At 71.4% G+C, this 21,593-nt stretch carries 16 protein-coding genes and 1 pseudogene; 8 read left to right on the top strand and 9 right to left on the bottom strand.

From position 1 onward, the window contains the following. Positions 1 to 870: 870 nt before the first annotated feature. Positions 871 to 2,904 carry a heavy metal translocating P-type ATPase gene (locus ACF1GV_RS17100; protein ID WP_391681129.1) on the bottom strand — a complete coding sequence of 678 codons (2,034 nt, stop codon included), beginning with the start codon at positions 2,902 to 2,904 and terminating at the stop codon, positions 871 to 873. 94 nt (positions 2,905 to 2,998) lie between these two features. Here ACF1GV_RS17100 and ACF1GV_RS17095 point away from each other — a divergent pair, with 94 nt between their 5' ends. Continuing rightward, positions 2,999 to 3,376, top strand: a complete 378-nt coding sequence (locus ACF1GV_RS17095; RefSeq protein ID WP_391681127.1) for an ArsR/SmtB family transcription factor — start codon at positions 2,999 to 3,001, stop codon at positions 3,374 to 3,376. 3 nt (positions 3,377 to 3,379) lie between these two features. Here the strand turns inward: ACF1GV_RS17095 and ACF1GV_RS17090 are convergent, their stop codons facing one another. Continuing rightward, on the bottom strand, positions 3,380 to 4,153 hold the full coding sequence (locus ACF1GV_RS17090; protein ID WP_391681124.1) for a polysaccharide deacetylase family protein: 774 nt from the start codon (positions 4,151 to 4,153) through the stop codon (positions 3,380 to 3,382). A gap of 376 nt (positions 4,154 to 4,529) precedes the next feature. On the opposite strand from ACF1GV_RS17090, the gene ACF1GV_RS17085 reads away from it, so the two are divergent. From ACF1GV_RS17085 to ACF1GV_RS17075, 3 genes and pseudogenes are all read left to right on the top strand, one after another. Next, a complete protein-coding gene (locus ACF1GV_RS17085; protein WP_391681121.1) occupies positions 4,530 to 5,528 on the top strand; it encodes a hypothetical protein in 999 nt (332 codons plus the stop codon). A gap of 142 nt (positions 5,529 to 5,670) precedes the next feature. Next, positions 5,671 to 5,859 (top strand): annotated as a pseudogene (locus tag ACF1GV_RS17080) (transcriptional regulator); the annotation flags it as partial. Positions 5,860 to 6,110: 251 nt separating this feature from the next. After that, entirely contained in the window at positions 6,111 to 6,401 is a 291-nt protein-coding gene (locus ACF1GV_RS17075; RefSeq protein ID WP_391681119.1) for a TetR family transcriptional regulator, read from the top strand. A 251-nt stretch (positions 6,402 to 6,652) separates the two neighbouring features. On the opposite strand, the gene ACF1GV_RS17070 is transcribed toward ACF1GV_RS17075, so the two are convergent. The 3 genes from ACF1GV_RS17070 to ACF1GV_RS17060 all read right to left on the bottom strand — a co-directional run bounded on the left by ACF1GV_RS17070 (position 6,653) and on the right by ACF1GV_RS17060 (position 8,634). Then, on the bottom strand, positions 6,653 to 6,847 hold the full coding sequence (locus ACF1GV_RS17070; RefSeq protein ID WP_363264355.1) for an antitoxin: 195 nt from the start codon (positions 6,845 to 6,847) through the stop codon (positions 6,653 to 6,655). A 97-nt stretch (positions 6,848 to 6,944) separates the two neighbouring features. Next, positions 6,945 to 7,292 (bottom strand): MerR family transcriptional regulator, encoded by a 348-nt coding sequence (locus tag ACF1GV_RS17065; protein ID WP_391681116.1) that lies wholly within the window; start codon positions 7,290 to 7,292, stop codon positions 6,945 to 6,947. Positions 7,293 to 7,902: 610 nt separating this feature from the next. Then, complete coding sequence (locus tag ACF1GV_RS17060) at positions 7,903 to 8,634, bottom strand: dienelactone hydrolase family protein (RefSeq protein ID WP_391681113.1); 732 nt, start codon at positions 8,632 to 8,634, stop codon at positions 7,903 to 7,905. Positions 8,635 to 8,961: 327 nt separating this feature from the next. Here ACF1GV_RS17060 and ACF1GV_RS17055 point away from each other — a divergent pair, with 327 nt between their 5' ends. Beyond that, positions 8,962 to 10,146, top strand: a complete 1,185-nt coding sequence (locus tag ACF1GV_RS17055; protein ID WP_391681111.1) for a DUF2235 domain-containing protein — start codon at positions 8,962 to 8,964, stop codon at positions 10,144 to 10,146. 201 nt (positions 10,147 to 10,347) lie between these two features. Continuing rightward, positions 10,348 to 12,075, top strand: coding sequence for an FAD-dependent monooxygenase (locus ACF1GV_RS17050; RefSeq protein WP_391681108.1), 1,728 nt, complete (start codon positions 10,348 to 10,350; stop codon positions 12,073 to 12,075). On the opposite strand, the gene ACF1GV_RS17045 is transcribed toward ACF1GV_RS17050, so the two are convergent. The 4 genes from ACF1GV_RS17045 to ACF1GV_RS17030 all read right to left on the bottom strand — a co-directional run bounded on the left by ACF1GV_RS17045 (position 12,066) and on the right by ACF1GV_RS17030 (position 17,772). Continuing rightward, the gene (locus tag ACF1GV_RS17045) at positions 12,066 to 12,902 is read right to left on the bottom strand and encodes an endonuclease/exonuclease/phosphatase family protein (RefSeq protein ID WP_391681635.1); all 837 of its coding nucleotides are present in this window, start codon (positions 12,900 to 12,902) and stop codon (positions 12,066 to 12,068) included. The two genes, ACF1GV_RS17050 and ACF1GV_RS17045, sit on opposite strands and share 10 nt — an antisense overlap. 69 nt (positions 12,903 to 12,971) lie before the next feature. Continuing rightward, entirely contained in the window at positions 12,972 to 14,387 is a 1,416-nt protein-coding gene (locus tag ACF1GV_RS17040) for an MFS transporter (protein ID WP_391681106.1), read from the bottom strand. 8 nt (positions 14,388 to 14,395) lie between these two features. Then, positions 14,396 to 16,408 carry a PEP/pyruvate-binding domain-containing protein gene (locus ACF1GV_RS17035; protein ID WP_391681104.1) on the bottom strand — a complete coding sequence of 671 codons (2,013 nt, stop codon included), beginning with the start codon at positions 16,406 to 16,408 and terminating at the stop codon, positions 14,396 to 14,398. Further along, entirely contained in the window at positions 16,405 to 17,772 is a 1,368-nt protein-coding gene (locus ACF1GV_RS17030) for an acetyl-CoA carboxylase biotin carboxylase subunit family protein (RefSeq protein WP_391681101.1), read from the bottom strand. Before ACF1GV_RS17030 ends, ACF1GV_RS17035 begins: the two co-directional genes overlap by 4 nt. Positions 17,773 to 18,130: 358 nt before the next feature. Between ACF1GV_RS17030 and ACF1GV_RS17025 the strand changes: the two genes are divergently transcribed. Continuing rightward, on the top strand, positions 18,131 to 19,420 hold the full coding sequence (locus ACF1GV_RS17025; RefSeq protein ID WP_391681099.1) for a PAS domain-containing protein: 1,290 nt from the start codon (positions 18,131 to 18,133) through the stop codon (positions 19,418 to 19,420). Positions 19,421 to 19,891: 471 nt separating this feature from the next. After that, a complete protein-coding gene (locus tag ACF1GV_RS17020) occupies positions 19,892 to 21,529 on the top strand; it encodes a M4 family metallopeptidase (protein WP_391681096.1) in 1,638 nt (545 codons plus the stop codon). The last annotated feature ends 64 nt before the right edge of the window (positions 21,530 to 21,593 follow it).

Genomic DNA, 21,593 nt, shown 5'->3' with positions numbered 1-21,593 from the left:
CAGATCCAGAACCGGTCCCTCGATCACATCGGAGTAGGCGTCGGGGTGACCACCCGCGATGGATCCAGCGACAGCGACACCGGTGACTCGCGCGTGCTGCCGGATCCGGGGAAGCACGTCGCAGAGGAATCGGCTGTGCAGCAGGGGGCATGCACGGCGTTCATGGCATTCCTCTCCGAAGAGAACGAAGTCCTGCAACGTACCGCGCGGCGCGACCAGTTGCCTACCCATGTGCGGCGGGCAAGGCAGCTGCACGCAGCAATGCACGGGTCGTCATGACGATGACCGCGCGTCCTTCGGCGCCGGAAGCGACGTAGGTCATGGTCTGTCACAAGGGTGAAGCGGGCGGTGTCTTCAGGGCGTACGCCTGGAAACGAAGGGGACGCCATGACTGAGAACACCCATGTGATAGTGGTCGGTGGCGGATACGCCGGAGTCATGGCGGCCAACCGCCTGACACAGAGCGACGATGTGACGGTGACGCTGATCAACCCGCGGGCGGAGAGGAAAGCGGCCGCCAGGACCGGCGTCGCCCCGCCCGCCCGTACGGCGTATCCCAGCTTGTCCGCTGTGCTCCTCATGCCCACTCTCATTCCGCCGGGCCGGGCAGGATCCCGCGGCACAGCGCTCCCGGGCGGCCGCCGCCCGGCGACTCCTGGTCTCGACGCTAGCCAGCCGCCGACGGCAGCCCCATTGGGAGAAACCATCAAGTCGGCGCCCGGCGGTTGGAGTTCCTCACGCCGCGCCCACCTATTGAGGGGCAGCCGGGTAGGGCGAAGCCCCTCCCGGACGGGCGGGCGGGCGGCGCCCTACTGTTCGTCGGATGCGGGCCCAGTCAGGTGGGCCGGTGCGCGCGCCGCCGGCAAGACCTCACCCGTCTGGGCGCCTGCGGCGCGGGGCCGTGTTTCGGGTGCGGGTGCGTTGTGGCTGGTCGCCGGCACTACCGGCCCGGTGCCAGGCGCCGTCGGCGAGCAGGCGCAGCCCGTTGAGACCAACGATGACCGTGGAACCCTCATGGCCTGCGACACCCAGGGGCAGGGGCAGGCTGCCGGCCAGGTCCCAGATGACCAGGCCGGTGATGAACAGGGCGGCGACGACGAGGTTTTGGACGACCAGGCGGCGCGCTCGGCGTGAGAGGCGGATGACGGCGGGGATGGCGGCCAGTTCGTCGCGGACCACGACGGCGTCGGCGGTCTCCAGGGCGAGGTCGGATCCGGCACGGCCCATGGCGATGCCGGTGTGGGCGGCTGCCAGCGCGGGGGCGTCGTTGACGCCGTCGCCGACCACCAGAACCTTCCGCCCGGCCCGCTCCATCTCCTGCACCGCCCTGGCCTTGTCCTGCGGGAGCAGGCCGGCGCGGACATCGGTGACGGCGATCTCTTCGGCGAGGCGGGCGGCGGCGCGCTGGTTGTCGCCGGTGACCAGCACCGGAGTGTTGCCGGTCAGGCAGGTGAGAGCGGCGACGGTGGCGGCGGCCTCCTCGCGCGGCCGGTCGGCGATTCCCAGTACCCCGGCGGGACTGTCGCCGACCATGACCAGGACCGCGGTACGGCCCTCGTCCTCGAGCCGTGTGATCACCGCGGCTGCCGGCCGATCGGGACGCCCCTGCAGCAGCCGTGCGGGGCTGCCGACCGCGACCGTCTCGCCCTCGACGGTGGCCGTCACGCCGATGCCGGGGGTGGAGTCGAAGTCCTCGGCGGGCGGGACGGTGAGGTCGCGGGCGCGGGCGGCGTCCATGATCGCGCGGGCCAGCGGGTGCTCGCTGGGATGCTCGGCCGCCGCCGCGAGGCGCAGCAGTTCGTCCTCGGTCAGGTTGCAGGCGTCCACCGGCCGGATGTCGGTCACGCGTGGGGTGCCTTCGGTCAGGGTGCCCGTCTTGTCCAGGGCAACCGCCTCGATCTGTCCGAGGCGCTCCATGACCACGGCCGACTTGACCAGGACGCCGTGGCGGCCGGCGTTGGCGATGGCGGACAGCAATGGCGGCATCGTGGAGAGCACGACCGCGCACGGTGAGGCGACGATCATGAACGTCATCGCCCGCAGCAGGGCGGACTGCAGGGTGTCGCCGAGGGCGAGCGGGACGGCGAAGACGGCGAGGGTCGCGAGGACCATGCCGATCGAGTAGCGCTGCTCGATCTTCTCGATGAACAACTGGGTGGGAGCCTTGGTCTCGGAGGCTTCCTCGACCATCTTCACGATCCGGGCGATGACCGAGTCCGACGGGTCGCGCTCGACACGCGCCCGCAGCGAGCCGGTGCCGTTGACGGTGCCGGCGAACACCTCATCCCCCGCCTGCTTGGCCGCCGGCAGTGGTTCGCCGGTGATGGTGGCCTGGTCGACGTCGCTGATCCCGGCGAGCACCCTGCCGTCGGCGCCGATCCGCTCGCCGGGGCGGACGAGGATGGTGTCGCCGACCGCGAGCCGCTCGGTGCCGACGGTCTCCTCTGTGCCGTCCGGCAGGAGCCGGGTGGCGGTGGTGGGTGCGAGGTCGAGCAGGCCGCGCACCGAGTCCGCGGTTCGCGCCGTGGCGATGGCCTCCAGCGCGCCGGAGGTGGCGAAGATGACGATCAGCAGTGCACCGTCGAGAACCTGCCCGATCGCCGCCGCCCCGAGCGCCGCGACGACCATCAGCAGGTCCACGTCCAGCGTCTTGTCCTTCAGGGCCTTGCACCCTTCCCAGCCCGGCTCCCACCCGCCGGTGACATAGGTGGCGGCGAACAGCGTCCCCCACAGCCACGTCGGACCGCCCAGCAGGTGGACGGGCAGGGCGAGCAGGAACAGCACCAGAGCCGCCAACGCCCAGCGGGCCTCCGGCAGGGCCAGCACCTGGGTACGGCGCCGCGGCGGGACAGGCCGCAGATCACCGGCGTGCGGGGCAGACCTCTGGGCGAGGGCTGAAGACATGACGAAGCGACCCTTCACGGGCGGAGCTGGGCAACACCTCCACCGTACATGAACACGTGAACAGGTCTTCAAGTGTCATCGGTATGCTGGTCACATGGGCCATGGACGCGTCACCACCAGCAGCGCCACCACCCGCGAGCGCCTCGACGCGGTCGGCACCGCCGACGTCGCCGCCACCCTCCAGGCGCTCGCCACGCCGTCTCGGCTGCACATCCTGGCCCGGCTGCAGGAAGGCCCCTGCCCGGTCGGGGAACTCGCCGATGCCGTCGACATGGAGACCTCCGCCTGCTCGCACCAGCTGCGACTCCTGCGCAACCTCGGCCTCGTCACCGGCGAACGGCAGGGGCGTTCGGTCGTCTACTCGCTCTACGACGACCACGTCGCACAACTCCTCGACCAAGCTCTGTACCACGTCGAGCACCTGCGCCTGGGCGTCCGGGACTTCCCGGCGGAACAGCCCGGACCGACCTGAGGATCAGCGCACCGGGAAGCCGAAGGAATAGCCCTGCTCCTTGAGCCACGGCAGGATCTGGCGCAGGGCTTCGACGGTCTGGGAGCGGTCGCCTCCCGCGTCGTGAAAGAGGAGCGTCGGCCCGTTGGGCACCTCCCGCTCGACGGTGGCGACGATAGCGTTCGCACCCGGCCGCTCGAAGTCCTTGGAGTCCACGTTCCAGCCCAGCGGGCGCATCCCCCGCGAGGCGGCCAGGGAGCGGCTGTACGGGGTGAACGCCCCGCCGGGCGCCCGGTAGTACATCGGCTTCACGCCGCCGGAAGCCTCGGTGATCATGCGTTCGGCGTCGAGGATCTCCTGCGACTGGTAGGCCTGGGGCTTCTTGTCCATGGTGGTGTCGTGCGACACCGAGTGGTCGCACAACCGGTGCCCGGCCGCGACCACCTGCTTCACGAGGCCCGGGTGGGCCTGCGCCTGGGTGCCCACCATGCAGAACGTGGCCTTCACCCCGTATTTCGCGAGCACTTCGAGCACTTGGGGGGTCCACACGGGGTCGGGGCCGTCGTCGATGGTGATGTTCACGCCACGGGGGCCCTTGTCCGAGGAATGCGCGATGCTCGCCGCCACCGACTGGAGTGCACTGCCCGGCTTGGCCGACGCGGACGCCCGGGGCGGAGTGCGGCCCGCGGTATCGGCCTGCGCCGTCCACACCGCGGCACCGGCAGCCAGCAGCGTCACCCCGAGTGCCGCCCCGACCGTCCTGCCGTACCAGCCCCGCCCGCCGCCGTGACGTGCCATGTCCGCCCCCTGCTTCCCCTGCGTTCCTCACCGACCCTTGGCCGCTGTGCGACCACCTGACAGGACGAGGAAAAGTTGCCGCCGGATCCGCCTGTTACCGATCACGGACAATTCTGGGAAAGGTCGCCGACAACTCGGCTGCCGGCGGCCGCCGGAGCGGGGTTCGAACGTCCAACACATGCAGAAATAGCATGACTTGCCAACGGCCTCCGACCGGGGCGGCGAATGGGCATCAGGCACCCCGGGTCCGATGGTGAAGGGATCGGCCGAGGGAGCCCGGGCGCGGGCGCGGCGGTCCTCCCCGGGGAGATGCGACCGAACCGGCTGCAGGTCCGGCGCTCGGCGGGCCCGCGCCGCGCGGCGGACACTGGGCCTCATGACCCACACTCGTGCGCCCGCCACTCCCCCACCGGGCCGCCGCGCCGTGCTGGCGGCCCTCGCCGGTGCCGTGCTCGGCATCGAGGGCTGTTCCGCCCGTACGGTCCCGGCCGCGCACCCCTCTCAGCTGTCTTCGACCGGCGCCGGGTCGCCGTCGCCCTCCCCCACTCTGCCGCGCACGACACCCTGGCGGCCCACGTCCGCCGAAGTGCAGCCGGCGGTGAAGCTGCGGGCCGTGCAGGTGGTGGAGGTGATCGGTGCCTGGGGCGAGGGGCAGGGCGGGACGGCTGCGGCGCGGGCGAGAGCGGCCGGGCTCGGGCTGCCGGCGGCCCTCGTCGATCAGGCGGGAACGCTGCTGCCCACGGCCGACCAGGCCGCGCTGCAGGTCGTGGACGCACAGTACGGCGGCATCTTGTCGCGGTCGGCCAGCGTGCTGGTGGTGTGCCGGCAGTGGACCCGGCGCGGCGGCACGGTGAGCGCCGGCGGGACGACGGTCGATGTACGTCTGACCCGCTCGGGGTCCGGTTGGACGGTCGACGCGCTGCATCCGGCGCACCCCGGACCGGCCGTCCGGTCGCCGGCACGGGTTTTCCAGGCCGTGCTGTCCGACGACCGGATCGTGTTGCCGCCGGCCGCGGCGGCGGACCTGCGCAGTGGTCAGGTGCACACCAGCGTGGCGAAGGCGATGCTCGCGCTGGCGCGGACGTACCGGCTGGAGGTGAGCGTCGTGCGCTCCGGACACCCACTGGACGTGTTCGGCACCACCAGGCCCAGCGACCATCCGCGCGGCCGTGCCTTCGACGTGTGGCGGATCGACGGACATGCTGTCGTCGATCCGGCGACACCGCGGCGCCTGATCGAGCGGTTCATGCGAGACGCGGCGGCGGCCGGTTCCTACAACGTGGGCGGTCCGGTGCTGCTGTCGGGCGGCCGCCCCGATCAGTTCTTCAGCGACGCCACCCATCACGACCACGTGCACGTCGGCTTCCGCACCTGAGGGCGACCGGCCCGGTCACCGGCTCGGCACCGCGCTGGTGGCACGGCCGGACGCGTCGGCGCGGCGTAAGAAGTCGCTCCTTCCGACGCTGGGACCCGCCATAGATGTCCGCGGGGTCAGGAGACGGCCGTCAGGGAGTGGCGGCAACCTCGCCGGCGTCTCCCCCGCCGACCTCGAAGCCGTCGCCCGCGCCCTCCAGCTGGACGACGCCGAACGCGCCCACCTCCTCCATCCGGCCCAGACCGCCGACGGCTCCGGCGTCCTCACCCGGCCCCGGCGCCGCCGCACCGGCCGGCAGTGGACCCCGCACCGCAGCCTGCAATGGACCCTGGCCACCGAGGACCGCGTCTCACACGGGCGCTGAGCGTCCTCGGCGGTCGCCCTGGTCATGGATCGCCTCCGAACGGCGGATCCTGGCTCATGTCAGATTGTGATGATTTCTCCTAGGGTCACGAAGACGAGATGCGTGTCGAGCGGAGTCGGTGTGCGTGAATCGGATGACGGCGGTATGACGCGGACACGCCGGACGAGGGGTTCGCACAAACCGGTGAGGACAAGACGCTGTGGGACATCGCGACAGCGATGCGCAAACTCGGTTCGCGTGCGAGCATGGCCCAGATCGCCCGCGAGGCGGGGCTTACACCGGCCGCGCTGTACCAGCGCTTCCCCACACCTGACGTCCTGCGCAGCAGGCTGGCCGAGGCCTTCTACGACCGACTCCTGACTCACGCAGAGCAAAGCCCCAGCCTGCCGGTCGACCAGCTACTGAGCGCTTTCTGCGCACGGTCGGCCTGCACCTGGCGCTCAGCCACAGCGTCCTGCCGGATGCGTGCACAGGACTGCGTGAGCCGGACGGTGACGACGCGGTCGTAGGTGCCGGGCAAGCAGGCGGTATCGGCGTTACGGACCGTGAGCGGAAGCGCCTCCTCCCGTGCCCGGCGGGCGCCGCGGGTGGGGCCGGGGCAGGTGGTCCGTCCAGGGTGCCGCGCCCGGAGCGTCTGACTCCGGGGGGCGAAGGGGGCTCACAGGACTTCCGGGAGGACACTGATCCGGCAGTTCGGCCACATGAGATGGTCCCTGACCCCCCACGCGTGAAACGCCGGGGCCAGGGACCGGTGTGCGAGTCAGCGCTCTGCGGTACCGCCGCTTCCGTAGGAGCGGCGCACCGCATCCGCGGCCTTGTCCGTCTGGGCGTCGTACTTGTTGCCGGTACGCTCGTCGATCACCCGCTCGGCGCCCTGCACACCCTTGTCGGCCTGGTCCGGGTGGCCCTTCGCCATCGCCTTGGCCTTGTTCGCCAGGTCTCCCAGCTTGCCCATGGATACCTCCCGCGATGATGCGTGCGTCGTACCCAGCCGCAGGTACCCCAGCTCCGGCCCCTCACTCCACCGCCCTCGCCCTGCGTGCGCGCACTGATCAGGTCGGCGTCTTCGGCTGAAGCTCGCCGACGTGGCCGGCGCGCAGTTGCTCGTTGATGCGCTGAGCTTCTTCGAGCTGGTCCTCGAGGATGACGATGCGGCAGGCGGCCTCGATGGGGGTGCCCTGGTCGACGAGTTCGCGGGCCCGGGCGGCGATGCGCAGTTGGTAGCGGGAGAAACGGCGGTGGCCGCCTTCGGAACGCAGGGGGCTGATCAGGCGGTGTTCGCCGAGAGCTCGGAGGAAGGCGGGGGTGGTGCCGAGCATGTCGGCGGCGCGGCCCATGGTGTAGGCCGGATAGTCGTCGTCGTCGAGAGGGCTGACGGCGCGGGTACTGCGAGGGGGCATAAACCTCTTCTTCCAAGGGACGCGTCGGGGGGCCCGGGTGCCGTACTGGCACCCGGGCCCCGAGCTTTCAACACCATCTACCGGCAAACTGCGTGCCGGCTTTTCGGTTCCGCAGGTTCCGCCTGAGTGGGCGGGGCTGCGGGGATCGCGGATGCGTGACCGGGGACCACCTTCCAATCCGGGGCCTGCGGTACCCGGGCGGACTGCTTCCTCGCCCGGGCGATCCTGATGGCGTTCTGCTCCTTACCTTCGATTACTCGGTCGTACTGCTGATGCAACGGGTACTGCTCGCGGCCCCGGCGGGGCCGTTTCCTGCTTGACCTGCTTGCGCGGCAGTCCGTGTCTGCCGTGCCCTCTTCGACTTCCTGAGTACACCAAAACAGTAACCGGACGACGAACCAATGTCTACTGCCGCCGAGGTAGATTTTCTCCAAGGGCAGTCCTCGACCTTCTGCAGCCTGGAACCAGGCGAGAAGCCGGATCGTATGCAATGCAACGAATGTGTCCCGTGGCTCGAATGTGTCCCGTGGTCTCTACATTGCCGAAGGTCACTCGAGGCGCCGGCCCGCAGGGAGTGCCGGCCGGCGCCTCGGAGACGGCCGCAGGGTGATCAGGCGAGGTGCCGGGAGAAGAACCTCAGTGTGCTGTCGAGCTCGAATGCCGGGATGTCGCCGTGCCTGCCGGGATTGGCGTGGAGCGTCTTGTCGACCGACCCCAAGGCATCGAACAGGGCCAGGCTCTGCTCCCGTGGGACGCGCTCGTCGTCCCACTGCACCAGGAATTCGACGGGTACGGTGATCCGCGCGGCGTCCGCGGCTTTGCCCAGGACTCCGCCGAGTCCCAACACAGCGGCGCGGACCCGGGGTTCGGCGGCGACGAACGGCACGCCGAGGCCGCACCCGAGCGACACCCCCCAGTAGCCCACCGGACTGGCGCCGACATGGTCGAGTTGCTGCACCGCATCCAGGACCGCCCGCCATTCCGGAACGGTCTGACGGGCCACCAGCGCCTGGAAACCCGCGATCAGCGGCACCATGTCTTCGCCGGCTTCCACGCGCGCCTGGTTCTCGGCCGCCATCCGGTCGTACTTTTCGTCCACCGGCCGGTCGCCATGGCCGGGCACGTCGACTGCAACGACGGCGAAACCACAGTCGGCCACGAAACGGCGCGCATGGTTCAGGACGTCGGGGGCCTTCTTGTGCTGACCGCCACCGTGGCCCATCACGATGAGGGGACGAGGGCCGGACGCATCTTCCGGCGTCCACAACGCGCCGGGGATGTCGCCGAGGACGAAAACCTGTTCGCGGACGCCGTCGAAGGACGTCTCAGAGGTGAAACGCATGCAGGTTCAAGCCTTTCGGGATGCCTCTGCGGGCACTCCTCAGGCCATGCGGGAGAAGGAGGCCCGATCTGTCGTGGTGTTGATCGGTCTCACCTCCTCGGTTCGCTGCGGCGCACGGCGACTGGGAACGTACCACGGAGGCCGCCCAGTTGGCCGCCGTGGCCCTCTTCGGTGGGCGGCACCGGTCCTCCGCATCGCGGGCCGGCCGGCGACCCGGCGGATCGGTGCCGGGTGTCGGCCCCTCCCGTATGGCGCGGTCCGTCACGTGGTGGAAGCATGGAACTGGTGCTATCCGCCCGCTCCACGCTATGGCGAGGAGGGATGGTCATGGCCAAGCGTCTGGTCGTCTGCTGCGACGGCACTTGGAACTTCGCCGATCAGCCCAGCAAGACGAACGTGGCCAAGGTCGCTCTTTCCGTGCGCCCGGGGTCCGCCTCCGGTAAGGAGCAGCGGATCTACTACCACAGCGGCGTCGGTACCCAGCGGCGGGAACGGCTGCGCGGCGGGGCCTTCGGTGTGGGGCTGTCGCGGAACGTCACGGACGCCTACCGGTTCCTCGTCGAGACGTACGAGCCCGACGACGAACTGTTTCTCTTCGGCTTCAGCCGTGGAGCGTTCACCGCGCGCAGCCTCGCGGGGCTGGTGCGCAACAGTGGCATCCTGTGCCGGGAACACGCCGAGCGCATGGAGGAGGCATGGTCCCTCTACCGCGATCGGAACGAGCAGCCGAACGGCGCGGCTTGCACGTTGTTCCGCCGTTCGTACGCGCGGGAGACGGAGATCCGCTTCATCGGTGTGTGGGACACCGTCGGTGCGCTGGGCATACCTTTGCCGGATGCCGCTGCCCTGCAGCCGGCGGTGAACCGGTTCAACCACCGCTGGGCGTTCCACGACACCGAGCTGAGCCGCTGGGTGAACGGGGCTTTCCAGGCGCTGGCCATCGACGAGAGGCGCTCGGCGTTCCGGCCGGCGCTGTGGCACCAGCGGTCCGGCGCCTCCCGGCAGGGGCAGGAGCTGAAGCAGGTGTGGTTCGCCGGGGTGCACCTCGACGTCGGCGGCGGATACATGGAGACGGGGCTGTCCGACGTCACTTTGCTGTGGATGGTCGACCAGGCGCGGCGGTACGGCCTGGAGTTCGACGGCGACGCGCTCAGCGCGGCCGGGCCGCAGGTGATGAGACCGCGGGACAGTGTCGACTTCCGGGTCGCGCCGGACGGTTCGGGCCCGCTGCACGAGTCCCGAAAGGGCCTGTACCGGCTGGCCAAGGACTACCACCGGCCCCTGGGCAGCGCCGTGAACGACAAGAACGAGCCCGACGGGAACGAGTTCCTGGCGGTGCCGGCCAAGGAGCGCTACGACCGCGACCCCGCCTACCGGCCGCCGGAACTCAGGCGGTATCTCGCCGCTCAGGAGCGGGTCCGGCTGGAGCCCGTCCTGCTGCCGGACCTCGCGGCCGGCCTGCCGCCGATGCCGCCTGCCACGCCCGCGCCGGGTGCTCACCCCACCAACTGAGCATCTCTGACCGCCCACGGATCAGGCGCCCCGATGGACGAAAGCTATGGGGCCCACGACAAAAGGTATGGGGCCCACGACAAAGCGGGTGACTGCGGATAGCCGTCCCGGGGGCGTCCGCCCCGAGTGGTGAGCGCTCGCCAAGCCGAGTGACCATGGTGGAAACGACCCGTTCGGGGGCCGCACGTCCAGGAGGCGTCAGTGGCACACGGCAATCACACGGACGTGCTCGTCGTCGGAGCCGGGCCGGTCGGGCTCACCGCGGCCCTGGAGCTGCGCAGGCAGGGGGCGGCCTGCCGGATCGTCGACCGGCTGCCCGGACGCCTCCCGTACGCCAAGGCGGTCGGGGTCCAGCCCCGTACCCTCGAGATCTGGGACCGGATGGGTCTGGTCCGGGCCGCGCTCGAGGTGGCCGTGCCCCTGCGCGGCCAGCTCGTGTACGTCAACGGTGCCGAGCAGGGCCGTTACGACTTGGCTCTGCCGCCGGATGTGCCGTACGGGTTCGCCGCGCTCCCCCAGTACGACACCGAGCGTCTGACCGAGGAGGCTCTCGCCCGGCACGGCACGCAGGTCGAGCGCGGCACGGAACTGGTCTCCTTCGAGCAGGACGCGGAGGGAGTGACCACCCGCCTGACCCGCGCTACCGGTACCGAGGAGGAGCTGCGGGTGCGTTTCCTGGTGGGCTGCGACGGCGCGCACAGCATCGTCCGCAAGGGCCTCGGGCTCGCCTTCGAGGGCGGTGCGTTCCCGGAGGAGTACATGCTGGGGGACGTGGAGGTCGACTGGGACCTGCCCGAGGGATACGGCCTGCGCGCCCTGCACCTGGACGGTGCCGGTGCGGTGGACGACGCCCTGGTGTGCATCCCGCTGCCGGGTGTGAAGCGGTACCGCATGTCGATGCGGGTGCCGCCGGAGCTGTCGGCGGTACGGCCGGAGGACGCGGGCTCCTCCGGACCCGAAGCCTTTGGTGGCGATGGAGTCGCGCACGGTCTGGAGGGCCGGCGGGTGCCCGGCCTCCCGGACATCCAGGCCGTGCTGGACCGGCTCTCCCCCCAGCGCACCACGGCGTCGGCCCTGCGCTGGTCCTCGGTGTTCCGGATCAGCCACCGGATCGTGGACCGGTACGGCGAGGGGCGGGTGTTCGTCGCCGGAGACGCGGCCCACATCCACCCGCCCACCGGCGCCCAGGGCATGAACACCGGTATCCAGGACGCCTGCAACCTCGCCTGGAAGCTCGCCCTCGCCCTCGCCGGCCGTGCCTCCGCCGGCCTGCCGGCGAGCTACGACGCCGAGCGCCGGCCGGTCGGCGAGGAGGTCGTGGGCCGGACCGTGCGCCACGCCACCGCGGGCGGTGTGCAGAGCGACCCGGAGGGTCCCGGCACGGTGATGCTCCGCGAGGCCCAACTCCTGGTCGGCTACCGGGGCAGCCCCGTCGTCGACCCGCCCGGCGGCGGTCCCGGCCCACGGCCCGGCGACCGGGCCCCGGACTGCGGCGGACTCACCGGCCCGATCGCCACCTACCCGATGCGTCTCCACGACGTCCTGCGCGAGCGCGGCACCGTGCTGCTGCTGTACGGGCCGGGGTCGTCGTACGGCGCCGGTGGCGTCGCCTCGTACGGGGAGCTGGTGGAGCAGGCGCGGCTGAAGTCCGGCGGGCGGGTGGACGTGTGCGCGGTGTGTCCGGCCGGGGCGCCGCCCCACGGCGTTCCGATCCCGGTCCCCTGTTACCGGGACCGCAACGGTGAGTTCGCCTTGCGGTACGCGATCTCCGGGCAGGAGCCGACGGCGCTCGTGGTGCGCCCGGACGGATACCTCGGCGCCCGGCTGGAACGGCCCGACACCACACGCCTCGGCCGCCACCTGGAGGCGGTGTTCGGCGCCGACGGCGGCGCCGGCGCGGCCCGGAGCCGAGCGTTCGGTCAGGGGTGAACGGTGCCGTTCCGCAGGTCGGCGAGCAGCAGGTGGTGGTCCGAGTACGGGGTCGGCTGCACCCGGTGCCCGAGCGCGACGATGCCTCGGAGGAAGACGTAGTCGAACTTGCTCTGCCAGTCGGTGGTCGGCTCGCAGTCACTGGTGGGCGCGTGGTGACACCCGGGGTCCGCGTCCGCTGCCAAGGCCCACATCTCGCCGAGTTCCGGGGTATCCGGCACGGCGTTGAAGTCACCGAGGACGATCACGCGGTCGTGCCGGGCGACGGCGGCGGCGAGCACGCGGGTCTGTTCCGCCCGGACCGCCTCCTGACGTCGTTGGGCGAGGTGTGTGTCGAACACGCGGACGGACTGGCCGCCCACCGTGGTGGTGACGGCCATGTAGCCGCGGTCTTCGGACCCGCCGTCGGGGTATTCCGCGGTGACGACGTCGGTGATCGGTGCCGCCGAGAGGATCGCCTGTCCGAAGGCCCCCGGATGCCACGGCGCTCCCCCACAGCGACCCCAGTTCCGCAGAACGGAGCCGTACGCAACGTGGTAACGCAGCCCGTAGTGGCGGGCCAGATCGGCCCGGATCCTCTCGACGTCCCGCACGCACGCTTCTTGCAGGCCGATGACCTGTGGCGCATACGTGGCGATCTCCGCCGCCCGATCGACGCTCCTCGCCTTGCAGGGGTTGCAGAGGTTCCACGTCATGACCCGGTTCGGTACGACGTCCCTGGCGACCGCGGCGGGCACCGACCCGACCGGTGCGCTGGGGCCGACGAGCACCAAGCATGCCGTGATCACGGCGCCTGCGAGCAGACGCGTGCCCCTGCCGAGCACCATCGCCTCCCCGCAGTGGATGCCCACGCCGTCCGGCGTCTCCGTGTACGAGGGTAGGGGACGCAGTCGTCGTCAGCGGCCCCCCGTCGCCCTCCCGGGGGAGAGTCCCGATGGCGGTTGCGCGGCGGCGCACTCGTCGACCGGCAGGGGCACGGGCTGCTCCGGCTCCGGGGCGGGGTGCGGCGCGGAGCCCTGCGCGTGCCCCGCTGTGGCGCCCTGGGCGGTGGGCTCACGTGCGGTGCGTGCCGGTGCCCGGCGCAGCGCCATGTGCAGCACCGGCATCAGAACACACGTCACCGCCGCGCTCTGCCACAGCAGCGCGTCGAGCCGGCCGGCCGCGAGGTAGGCGCCCGCGGCCACGGCGGCCAGGGCGCACACCCCGCGGTCCACGATGCTCTCCACGGACAGCAGCGTGGCGCGCGGCGCGTCCGCCGGGACGGCGTCGTTGACGAGCTTGCGCTGCACGGGATAGACGAACCCGGTGATCGCGGCGAACGCGCACAGCGACACCACCACGAGCCAGGGCCCGCCGAGGGTGGTGCCCGCGAGGACGGCGGCGAGCGCCACGCTCAGCAGGGACACCCACTGGACCGCCGACAGCCGGCGGCTGAGCCACTGCGGGCGCGCCGAGGCCACCGCTTCGGCCACCGTCATGGCCGCGAGCACGCTGCCGTGGGTGCTCTCCCCGATCCCGTGGTCCAAGAGCACGGGCTGGAAGAGGTTGACCTGGCAGATGCGCGACAGCGTGAACACTGCCACGCCTTGCACCATGAGCAGCGGCAGCCACGGGGAGGCGCGCAGGGCTCGCAGGGCGGCACCCGTGTCGCGCAGCAGGGTGCTGCCGCGGCGCCCGCGCGCGTGCGGCCCGGTGTCCCGCGGGCGCGCCGCGAGGCGGGGCAGCGCCAGGGCACAGGCGAGCGACCCGGCGGCGCCGGCCGCACTGAGCACGTACGGGGTCGGCGTGGCCAGCGCCATCAGCGGGCCGACGAGCGGCCAGCAGACGACCTTCGCGGCCAGCCCGAGCGACCGCGCGGTGCCCTCGGCCCTCAGGTAGTGCGCCTCCGCCCCCTCTGCGCGCAGACCGTCGTAGAGATAGGCGCTCGCGGCGCCCGAGGCGAGTGAGCGGCCGGCCGCGATGGCGAGGAAGTGCACGAGGAAGCCGGTGTACGACGGGGCCAGAACCGGCGCCAGGTTCGCGGCCGTCATGACGACCGCGCCCGCCCGCAGGCAGTTGCGGGCGCCGATGCGGTCGGCGATGACACCGGTGGGGATCTCGAACAGGCAGAACGCGATGTAGTAGATGCTCTGGATGCCGAAGATCTGGCCGTCGGACAGACCGGCGTCGCGCTGGTAGGCGTAGAACACGGGCATCCACCACAGCAGGTTGAACAGCAGCTGGAAGCCGTTGTTCAGGCGGATGATCCGGCGGGCCGCCGGGGAGGCGACCCGCTCGGCGCGACGACGCCGGTATGCGGGCCTGCGGTGCATGCGGCCGCTCACCGGGCGTAGGGGCGGACCTGGACGAGGCGGAACGCCCCTTCGTCGGTCATCAGCCACTCGATGTCCAGGGCGTCGTCGGGGTCGTCCGCGCTGAAGTGGGACTGCAACAGGCGTCCGGTGAGCGCCAGTCGGGCCAGCGCCTCCCGGGTCCGCGGTGGCAGGTCCTGGCCCGAGGTGCCGACGTCGAGCGTGCGTCCGCCGCCCTCGACGGTGTTGTAGAGGTACTGGTGCGGCAGCACCGAGCCGTCCACGACCCGCTCCGGCGAACCGGGCGCGCAGTTCACGTACACGTTGCGGAAGTCCTCGCGGCGGGTCGGGTTGCAGGTCACCAGCACACCCCCGAGGCTCGCGGGCAGGTACTCCTGGACGATCACGCCCATGTAGGTGTCGTCCAGGGAGATGCCGAACTGGTGGCGCAGGCGCACACTGCGCGGCGACAGCAGCGACGCCCACACCTGCCGCACGGCGTCCATGAGTTGGTCCGTTCCGTGGACCGTGGTCACCGAGTCGTAGATCCCCGCGGCGGAGAAGCCCGGCAGGTCCTCGGCGTTGGAAGAGGAGCGGACCACCATGCGGTGCCCGCCTTCCGGCAGCCCCGGCACGGACGCCGTGATCGCCCTGGTCACCTCCTCGGGCATGGGTGTGGCGCGCACGAGGTGCTGGAGGTTCAGGCACAGCGGGTCCACGATGTCGAACGCCTCGAGTTCCATGGCCATCTTCAGCTTGCCGATGCCCTGTTGGAGGGCGGGCGAGGAGGTGAGGAACAGGTGGTGCAGGCGGAACGGCAGCGCCACGCCCTCGGGGGCTCGGACGGTCTCAGCGACGCACCGGGCCGCGGCGGCTCGCAGCTGCTCCCGTGACGCCCCCTGCTCGCCGAGCCGAGCGCCCAGATGGCCGAAGAGGTCGCGGCGTGGCGGGCGCGGGCGGGCGTAGAACTCCGTCAGGTCGGCGGTGCGGCTGTCCAGGACGTGGTGGAGTTCTCCGAGGTTGGCCGCCTTGGTGCCGTAACTGTCGCGGTCGGTGCGGCGCAGCCGGTGCAGGGCCAGGACGGGGGCCTCCTCCAGCAGCGGTGTCTCGATGCGGATGCGCTGCTGGTGCCAGGCGGGCTTCTGCAGGTGCGGTGCGGCGGCAAGCGGCTCCAGGGTGACGGAGTCCTCGCTCACCCGGTAGCGCACCCAGGCGCCGTCCAGGCCGTCGCGCCGCGCGAGGGCGTCGAGGTCGCGGACGATCGCGTTCGGGATGCCCCAGCCCGACGCCAGCACGTTCGTGTGGGAGAGCGGCGTGATGGGGGCGGTGTTGACGAAGCCGGCGACCCTGGGCACGTCGTCGGGCAGACGGGGCATGGCGACGATGTCCGACCAGCCGAGTTCCGCGGCGGCGGCCTCGTACTCGGCCGGGGTGCGGAAGTGCCGCAGGCGGCCCTCGGCCTCGCCGGGGTTCAGGCAGGTGCGCGTCCGGTTGCCGAACAGCGCGTGGCTGAGGATGCGGGGGACGTGCGCCTCGCTGACGGAGGCCAGTTCCAGTTCCTGGCCGTGGTTGGCGGGCTTCAGCAGCAGCGGCAGCCGTCCGTCCACCCGTCCGCGCACATAGAGGTAGAACTCCTCCAGCAGAGCGCCGTGCATGGTGTCCGCCTCGGTGGTCTCCAGCACCAGGAAGGGGCACTCGGAGCCGTCCGCCGCCCGATCGGTGTGCAGGGAGAGCACGCCCAGCAGGAACCGGCGTTCCGGGTCCGCGTACACGGAGGCGTTGAACGCGTCGAGGTCGGCGTCGAGTTCGTCGAGGGTCAGGCCGAGGACGCGGGTGGCGATGTAGTTGACGTGGAAGGGGTGGACCCGGGTGTCGAGCAGGTGCCAGGTGTGCTCGACCCGGTCCACCACGACCTTGAGGTACGGGTGTCCGGCGAGCACCCCGGACAGCGTGCGGAAGAGCGGCAGGGACAGGTTGGCGCCGACGACGGTGCGGTCCCCGCCGGCCTCGGGCACATCGGCCCGGTCCAGTGTGAAGGTCATGCCCGCACCTCCCGCGCGGCGTACACGGGCAGGATGTCCGGTAGGGCGTCCACGAGGGCGGTGAAGTCGCGCACGACGGTCTGCGGCTGGTCGGCGGAGAGCCGGCACAGCCCGGCCATGGTGTTGGCGCCCGCGGCCGGGTCGTAGACCGGGACGGGTGTGCCGTCCGGCAGCGAGCTCTCCCACACGACGGACAGCGTGCTGCCGGCGCCGAGCGGAGCGGAACGGACCACTGAGGCGGAGTCCCACACGTGCCGGTGGCGCCACGGGTCGCCCGAGCCGTCCACGGCGAGGACGACCAGGGATCCGGCCGCGCCCTTGGCGTCCGCGGGCGTCAGCGCCTCGGACGGCCAGTCGGGCGAGCCGCCGAGCAACTGGTCGGTGAACGTGCCGACCAGGTCGAGTCCGAAGACCTCCTCGATCTGCGGCACGGTCATCGCGCCGCCGAAGCGCGCCGCCGTCTCGATCACCCACATGCGGCCGTGGGCACCGAGCTTGATCTCGGTGTGGGTGCCGCAGTTGTCCAGACCGAGGGCGTCCACGGCCTGCCGGGCCAGGTCCACGATCCTGGCCTGCGCCTCGTCCCCGACGGCGGCCGGGGTGATGCCGGCGCGTTCGGTGAACGGTGCCACGGTCGGCATGCGGCCGCTCAGACAGACGGGCCGGAAGGCACCCTCGACGACCACGCCCTCGACGCTGACGTAGTCGCCCCAGCCCGGTCCCTCGAACCACTCCTCGGCGCAGCCGCTGACGATCTCCTCGACGATGAAGTCCTCGCCGGCGCCCGCGACATGGAGTTCGGCGAATCCCAGGCGCGCCGACTCCGTCATCACCGCGTACGAACGGGCCCAGGCGGCGGGGGCGTCCGCGGGCGTGGCGATGATCTGGTGCGCGGTCGATCCGGCGCTCCAGGCCGCCTTCAGCAGCAGTGGGCACCGTAACTCCTGCGTAGCCGTCGCGAGTTGTTCCGCCGTCGCGACGGGCCGGAACCGGGGCTGCGGTATTCCCCGGCGCTCCCAGGCCGCGCGCATGAGGCGCTTGTCCCGGGCGAGGGCCGCGGCAGGACCGGCACCGCGCAGCCCGAGCCGGTGCGAGGCCTCGGCGACCGCGACCACCGCGTACTCCGAGAAGGTGACCACCGCGTCCGCACCGACCTCGCGGGCACGGGAGACGATGAGTTCGACCAGGTCGTCCGCGCCCGTGGCTCCTCGTGCGACGACCGAGGCACACAGTTCCGAGAGCGGATGGCCGGCGGGCAGTTCGCTGAGTGCCAGCAGGTGCACCTCGGACCTCGCGGCCACCCTCGGCAGGGCGTACCCGACCGGGGGCCCGCCCTTGGCATGCACGTACAGCACCTTCGCCACGGGACTCCAACTCCTTCTGCTCCGGGGGTTTTTGTCGATGCCGCGCCAGGGTTCGCGCGGCAGGCGAAGCGGCGGCGCCCGGGGTTCACCGGTGCTCTCGCCGTTTCGCGGTCTCTTCCAGCGAAGCAGTCCGGTTGCCCGCCACTCGCCGTGCCGACCACGGACTCATCAGGCGAATGCCTGAGTCCGGAGGGGAGTTGGCGTCTTGTGAAGGTCCGGTGATGCCTCGGCGCCCGGTTCGTGAGCACGTCTGCGGCGGTCGGCCCACATCGGCCCTCCCGGCATGTCCCGGCACCCACCGGACACGCATGAGGTGTCACGCACAGTGACATTCGTCGAAGATTGAAGGAGTTGAGCCGTGGACGAGGCCGATTTCAAGACGCTGCTCGCCACTCTCCCGGTGTCCTGGTGGGAGGCCGACGACGGCTCGGGACCGGTCGAGAGCGGGGGTGGCGCCTTCGCCGACGAGCGCGCCGTCCGTCGGTTTCTGGAAGCGCTGCGGGCCGATCTGGGCGGCCCGTCGGCCCGGTTCGACGACGGCCCCTACCAGGCGCGGTTCGAAGGCCGCACCTTCGACGTCAACTGGTGGGCCCCGGGCGAGGGCGAGCGGCGGCGTCGCAGCCGTGGCGTAGCGGTCGAGGTGGGCGGCGCCCCGGCGGGCACCGGAGCGTACACGTCGTTCGCCGACCTGAGCCCGGCCGCGCTGTTCGTTCGCGATCCAGCCGGGCGTTACGTCTGGGCCAACCACGCCTATGCCCACCTGTACGGGACCACGCGCGACCGCCTGATCGGCCGTCATCTGACGGAGTTCGACGGCCCCGAGGACGCGGCCCGGTTCCTCGCCCTGGACGACGAGGTCCTCACCGGCGGCCACTCCGTGCGGCACACGCTCGTCTACCGGCGCACGGACGGCTCCCCCGGTCACGCGGCCGGTTACCGCTTCCCCGTGAACTGGGGCGCGCTGCGCTGCGTGGCGGGCATCTACGTGGATGTCAGCGAGTACACCCACGCGCTCGACCAGCGGCGCCGGGCCGAGGAGGACCTGCGCGCCCTGCGGGACCACAGCGGTCTGCCCTGTCTGCGCCTGTCCGCGGACGGGGTGGTCGGGGAGGCGAGCACCGCCGCCGCCGAACTGCTGCGCGTCCGGCTCCGCGACCTGCTGGGATCCCCGGCCGACGCCCTGCTGGCCGAGACACCGGAACGCGCCGCGCTGCACGCGATCTGGGACGACCTCACCGGTGGTCGACGCAGAAGCGCGCAGTCCACTGCCGTGCTCATCGACGGGGACCGGCGCCGGCGCCGCGTGTGGGTCCACTTGAGCGTCGTCAGCCGCGCCCGGGGCCGGGACCTGGGCGTGTGGGCGGTCGTCACCCGGCCCGGCATGAGCCACGAGCCCCAGCTCGCGTTGACCGCCACCCAGGTGCGGATACTCGCCCTGCTGGCCGCCGGCTACAGCAACGCCGGCATCGCCGAGGCACTGCGTCTGTCGCGGCAGACGGTCGACTACCATCTCGCGCGCCTCAGGCGCCTCCTGGGAGCCGCCACCCGACCGGCACTCGTGGCCCGCGCCTACGTGCTCGGCATCCTCGCCCCGCACTCCTGGCCGCCCCGCTCCACCACGGCGGCACATCCGCTCAGCCCCGCCTGACCGATCATGCCGGTCACACCGCGAAAGGTACGGTCCAGGCCGCCGTTCTGTGTCCCGCCGGTGAAGGAGGCGTGGGGGAGTTGTCGGATCTTGGAGTCGGGCATGGCGCTCGGTGTCACCCCTGCGGTTTTGTCGTGTTCACCTCTCCAACCCCCCACATTTCTTGGAGACTTCATGTGCCGCGCCGCCTTCAGGCTGCCCGCCTCCCGTGTGCCTGCCCGGCTCGCGGAAAGCCTCGGCCCAGCCCGGAGACCGTAGTCGCGCCGCCCGCACCTGCCGGGCGTCCTCGTTCCTTGCGTACGCGACGGACTGTTCCGTCAGCGTCCACTGCCGTCGCAGCTCAGCGCGCTTCATGTCATGAGCATGACATTCACCGCCTGTCAGGCCGCGGCGCGATTCCACCACCCCCACGAACAACCGGTCGGCCCCATACCGACCGGACCACCCCCCACACATACACAAGGAGTCTGCGTGAACTCCCGTTCCAAGCGTCACCAGCACACCCTGCTGGCTGTTGCCACCGCCGTCGCAGCCGGAGCGCTGATGAGCACCACGCTCAGCGCCACCGCCACGGCCCAGCCCACCGGCACAAGCCGGTCCGGCGCCGCACCGGTCGCCCTGTCCGCGACGGCCCGCACCACCCTCATCCAGCAGGCCCGGACCGAGGCCGCCGGCACGGCGAAGGCGATAGGACTCGGCGCCCAGGAGAAGCTGGTCGTCAAGGACGTCGTCCGGGACGCCGACGGCACCGTGCACACGCGCTACGAGCGCACCTACGCCGGCCTGCCCGTGCTCGGCGGCGACCTGATCGTGCACACCGCGAAGTCCGGCAGGACCGAGGGCGTGACCAGAGCGTCGAAGAGCGCGCTGAAGCTCGCGTCGCTGGCGCCTGGCATCGCCCCCGCCCAGGCCGAACGGCAGGCACTCGGCCTGGCGAAGGCCGCCGGCTCGGCGAAGTCCCGTGCGGAGCGGGCGCCCCGCAAGGTGGTCTGGGCCGGATCCGGCACGCCCGTCCTCGCCTACGAGACCGTCGTCGGCGGCCTCCAGGACGACGGCACCCCGAACGAGCTGCACGTCATCACCGACGCCGCCACCGGGAAGAAGCTCTTCCAGTACCAGGGCATCGAGACCGGTGTCGGGAACACCAAGTACAGCGGCAAGGTCGACCTGACGAGCACTCAGTCCGGCTCGTCGTACACGCTCACCGATGCGACGCGCGGCGGTCACAAGACGTACAATCTGAATCACGGCTCCTCGGGCACCGGCACGCTGTTCTCCCAGGACAACGACACCTGGGGCGACGGCACCGTCGCCAACGCGGCGACCGCCGCCGCGGACGCCGCCTACGGCGCGCAGCAGACCTGGGACTTCTACAAGAACACCTTCGGCCGCAACGGCATCAAGAACGACGGCGTCGGTGCCTACTCGCGCGTCCACTACGGCAACGCGTACGTGAACGCGTTCTGGGACGACAGCTGCTTCTGCATGACCTACGGCGACGGGGAGGCCGACAAGGACCCGCTGACCTCGCTGGACGTCGCCGGCCACGAGATGAGCCACGGCGTCACCTCCAACACCGCCGGCCTGGAGTACTCCGGGGAGTCCGGCGGCCTGAACGAGGCCACCTCCGACATCTTCGGCACCGGCGTGGAGTTCGCCGCGAACAACTCCAGCGACGTCGGTGACTACCTCATCGGCGAGAAGATCGACATCAACGGCAACGGCACCCCGCTGCGCTACATGGACAAGCCCAGCAAGGACGGCGGCTCGGCGGACTACTGGTCCTCCACCGTGGGCGACAAGGACGTGCACTACTCGTCCGGCGTCGCCAACCACTTCTTCTACCTGCTGGCCGAGGGCAGCGGCAAGAAGACGATCAACGGGGTCGACTACGACTCCCCCACCCAGGACGGCTCCACCGTCACCGGCATCGGCCGGGACAAGGCGCTGCAGATCTGGTACAAGGCGCTGACCACGTACTTCACGTCGACCACCGGCTACGCCGACGCCCGCAAGGGCACCCTCTCGGCGGCCGCCGATCTCTACGGCGCCGACAGCGCCGAGTCCAAGGCGGTCGCCGCCGCCTGGACCGCCGTCAACGTCAGCTGACAGCGCACGCGTGACGGGCGGCATCCGGGGCTACTTCCCGGTGCCGCCCGCCCGCGCGCCGATG

Source organism: Streptomyces sp. NPDC014006, assembly GCF_043088925.1.
Classification (GTDB): domain Bacteria; phylum Actinomycetota; class Actinomycetes; order Streptomycetales; family Streptomycetaceae; genus Streptomyces.
This window is presented reverse-complemented; position numbering and strand designations above follow the sequence as displayed.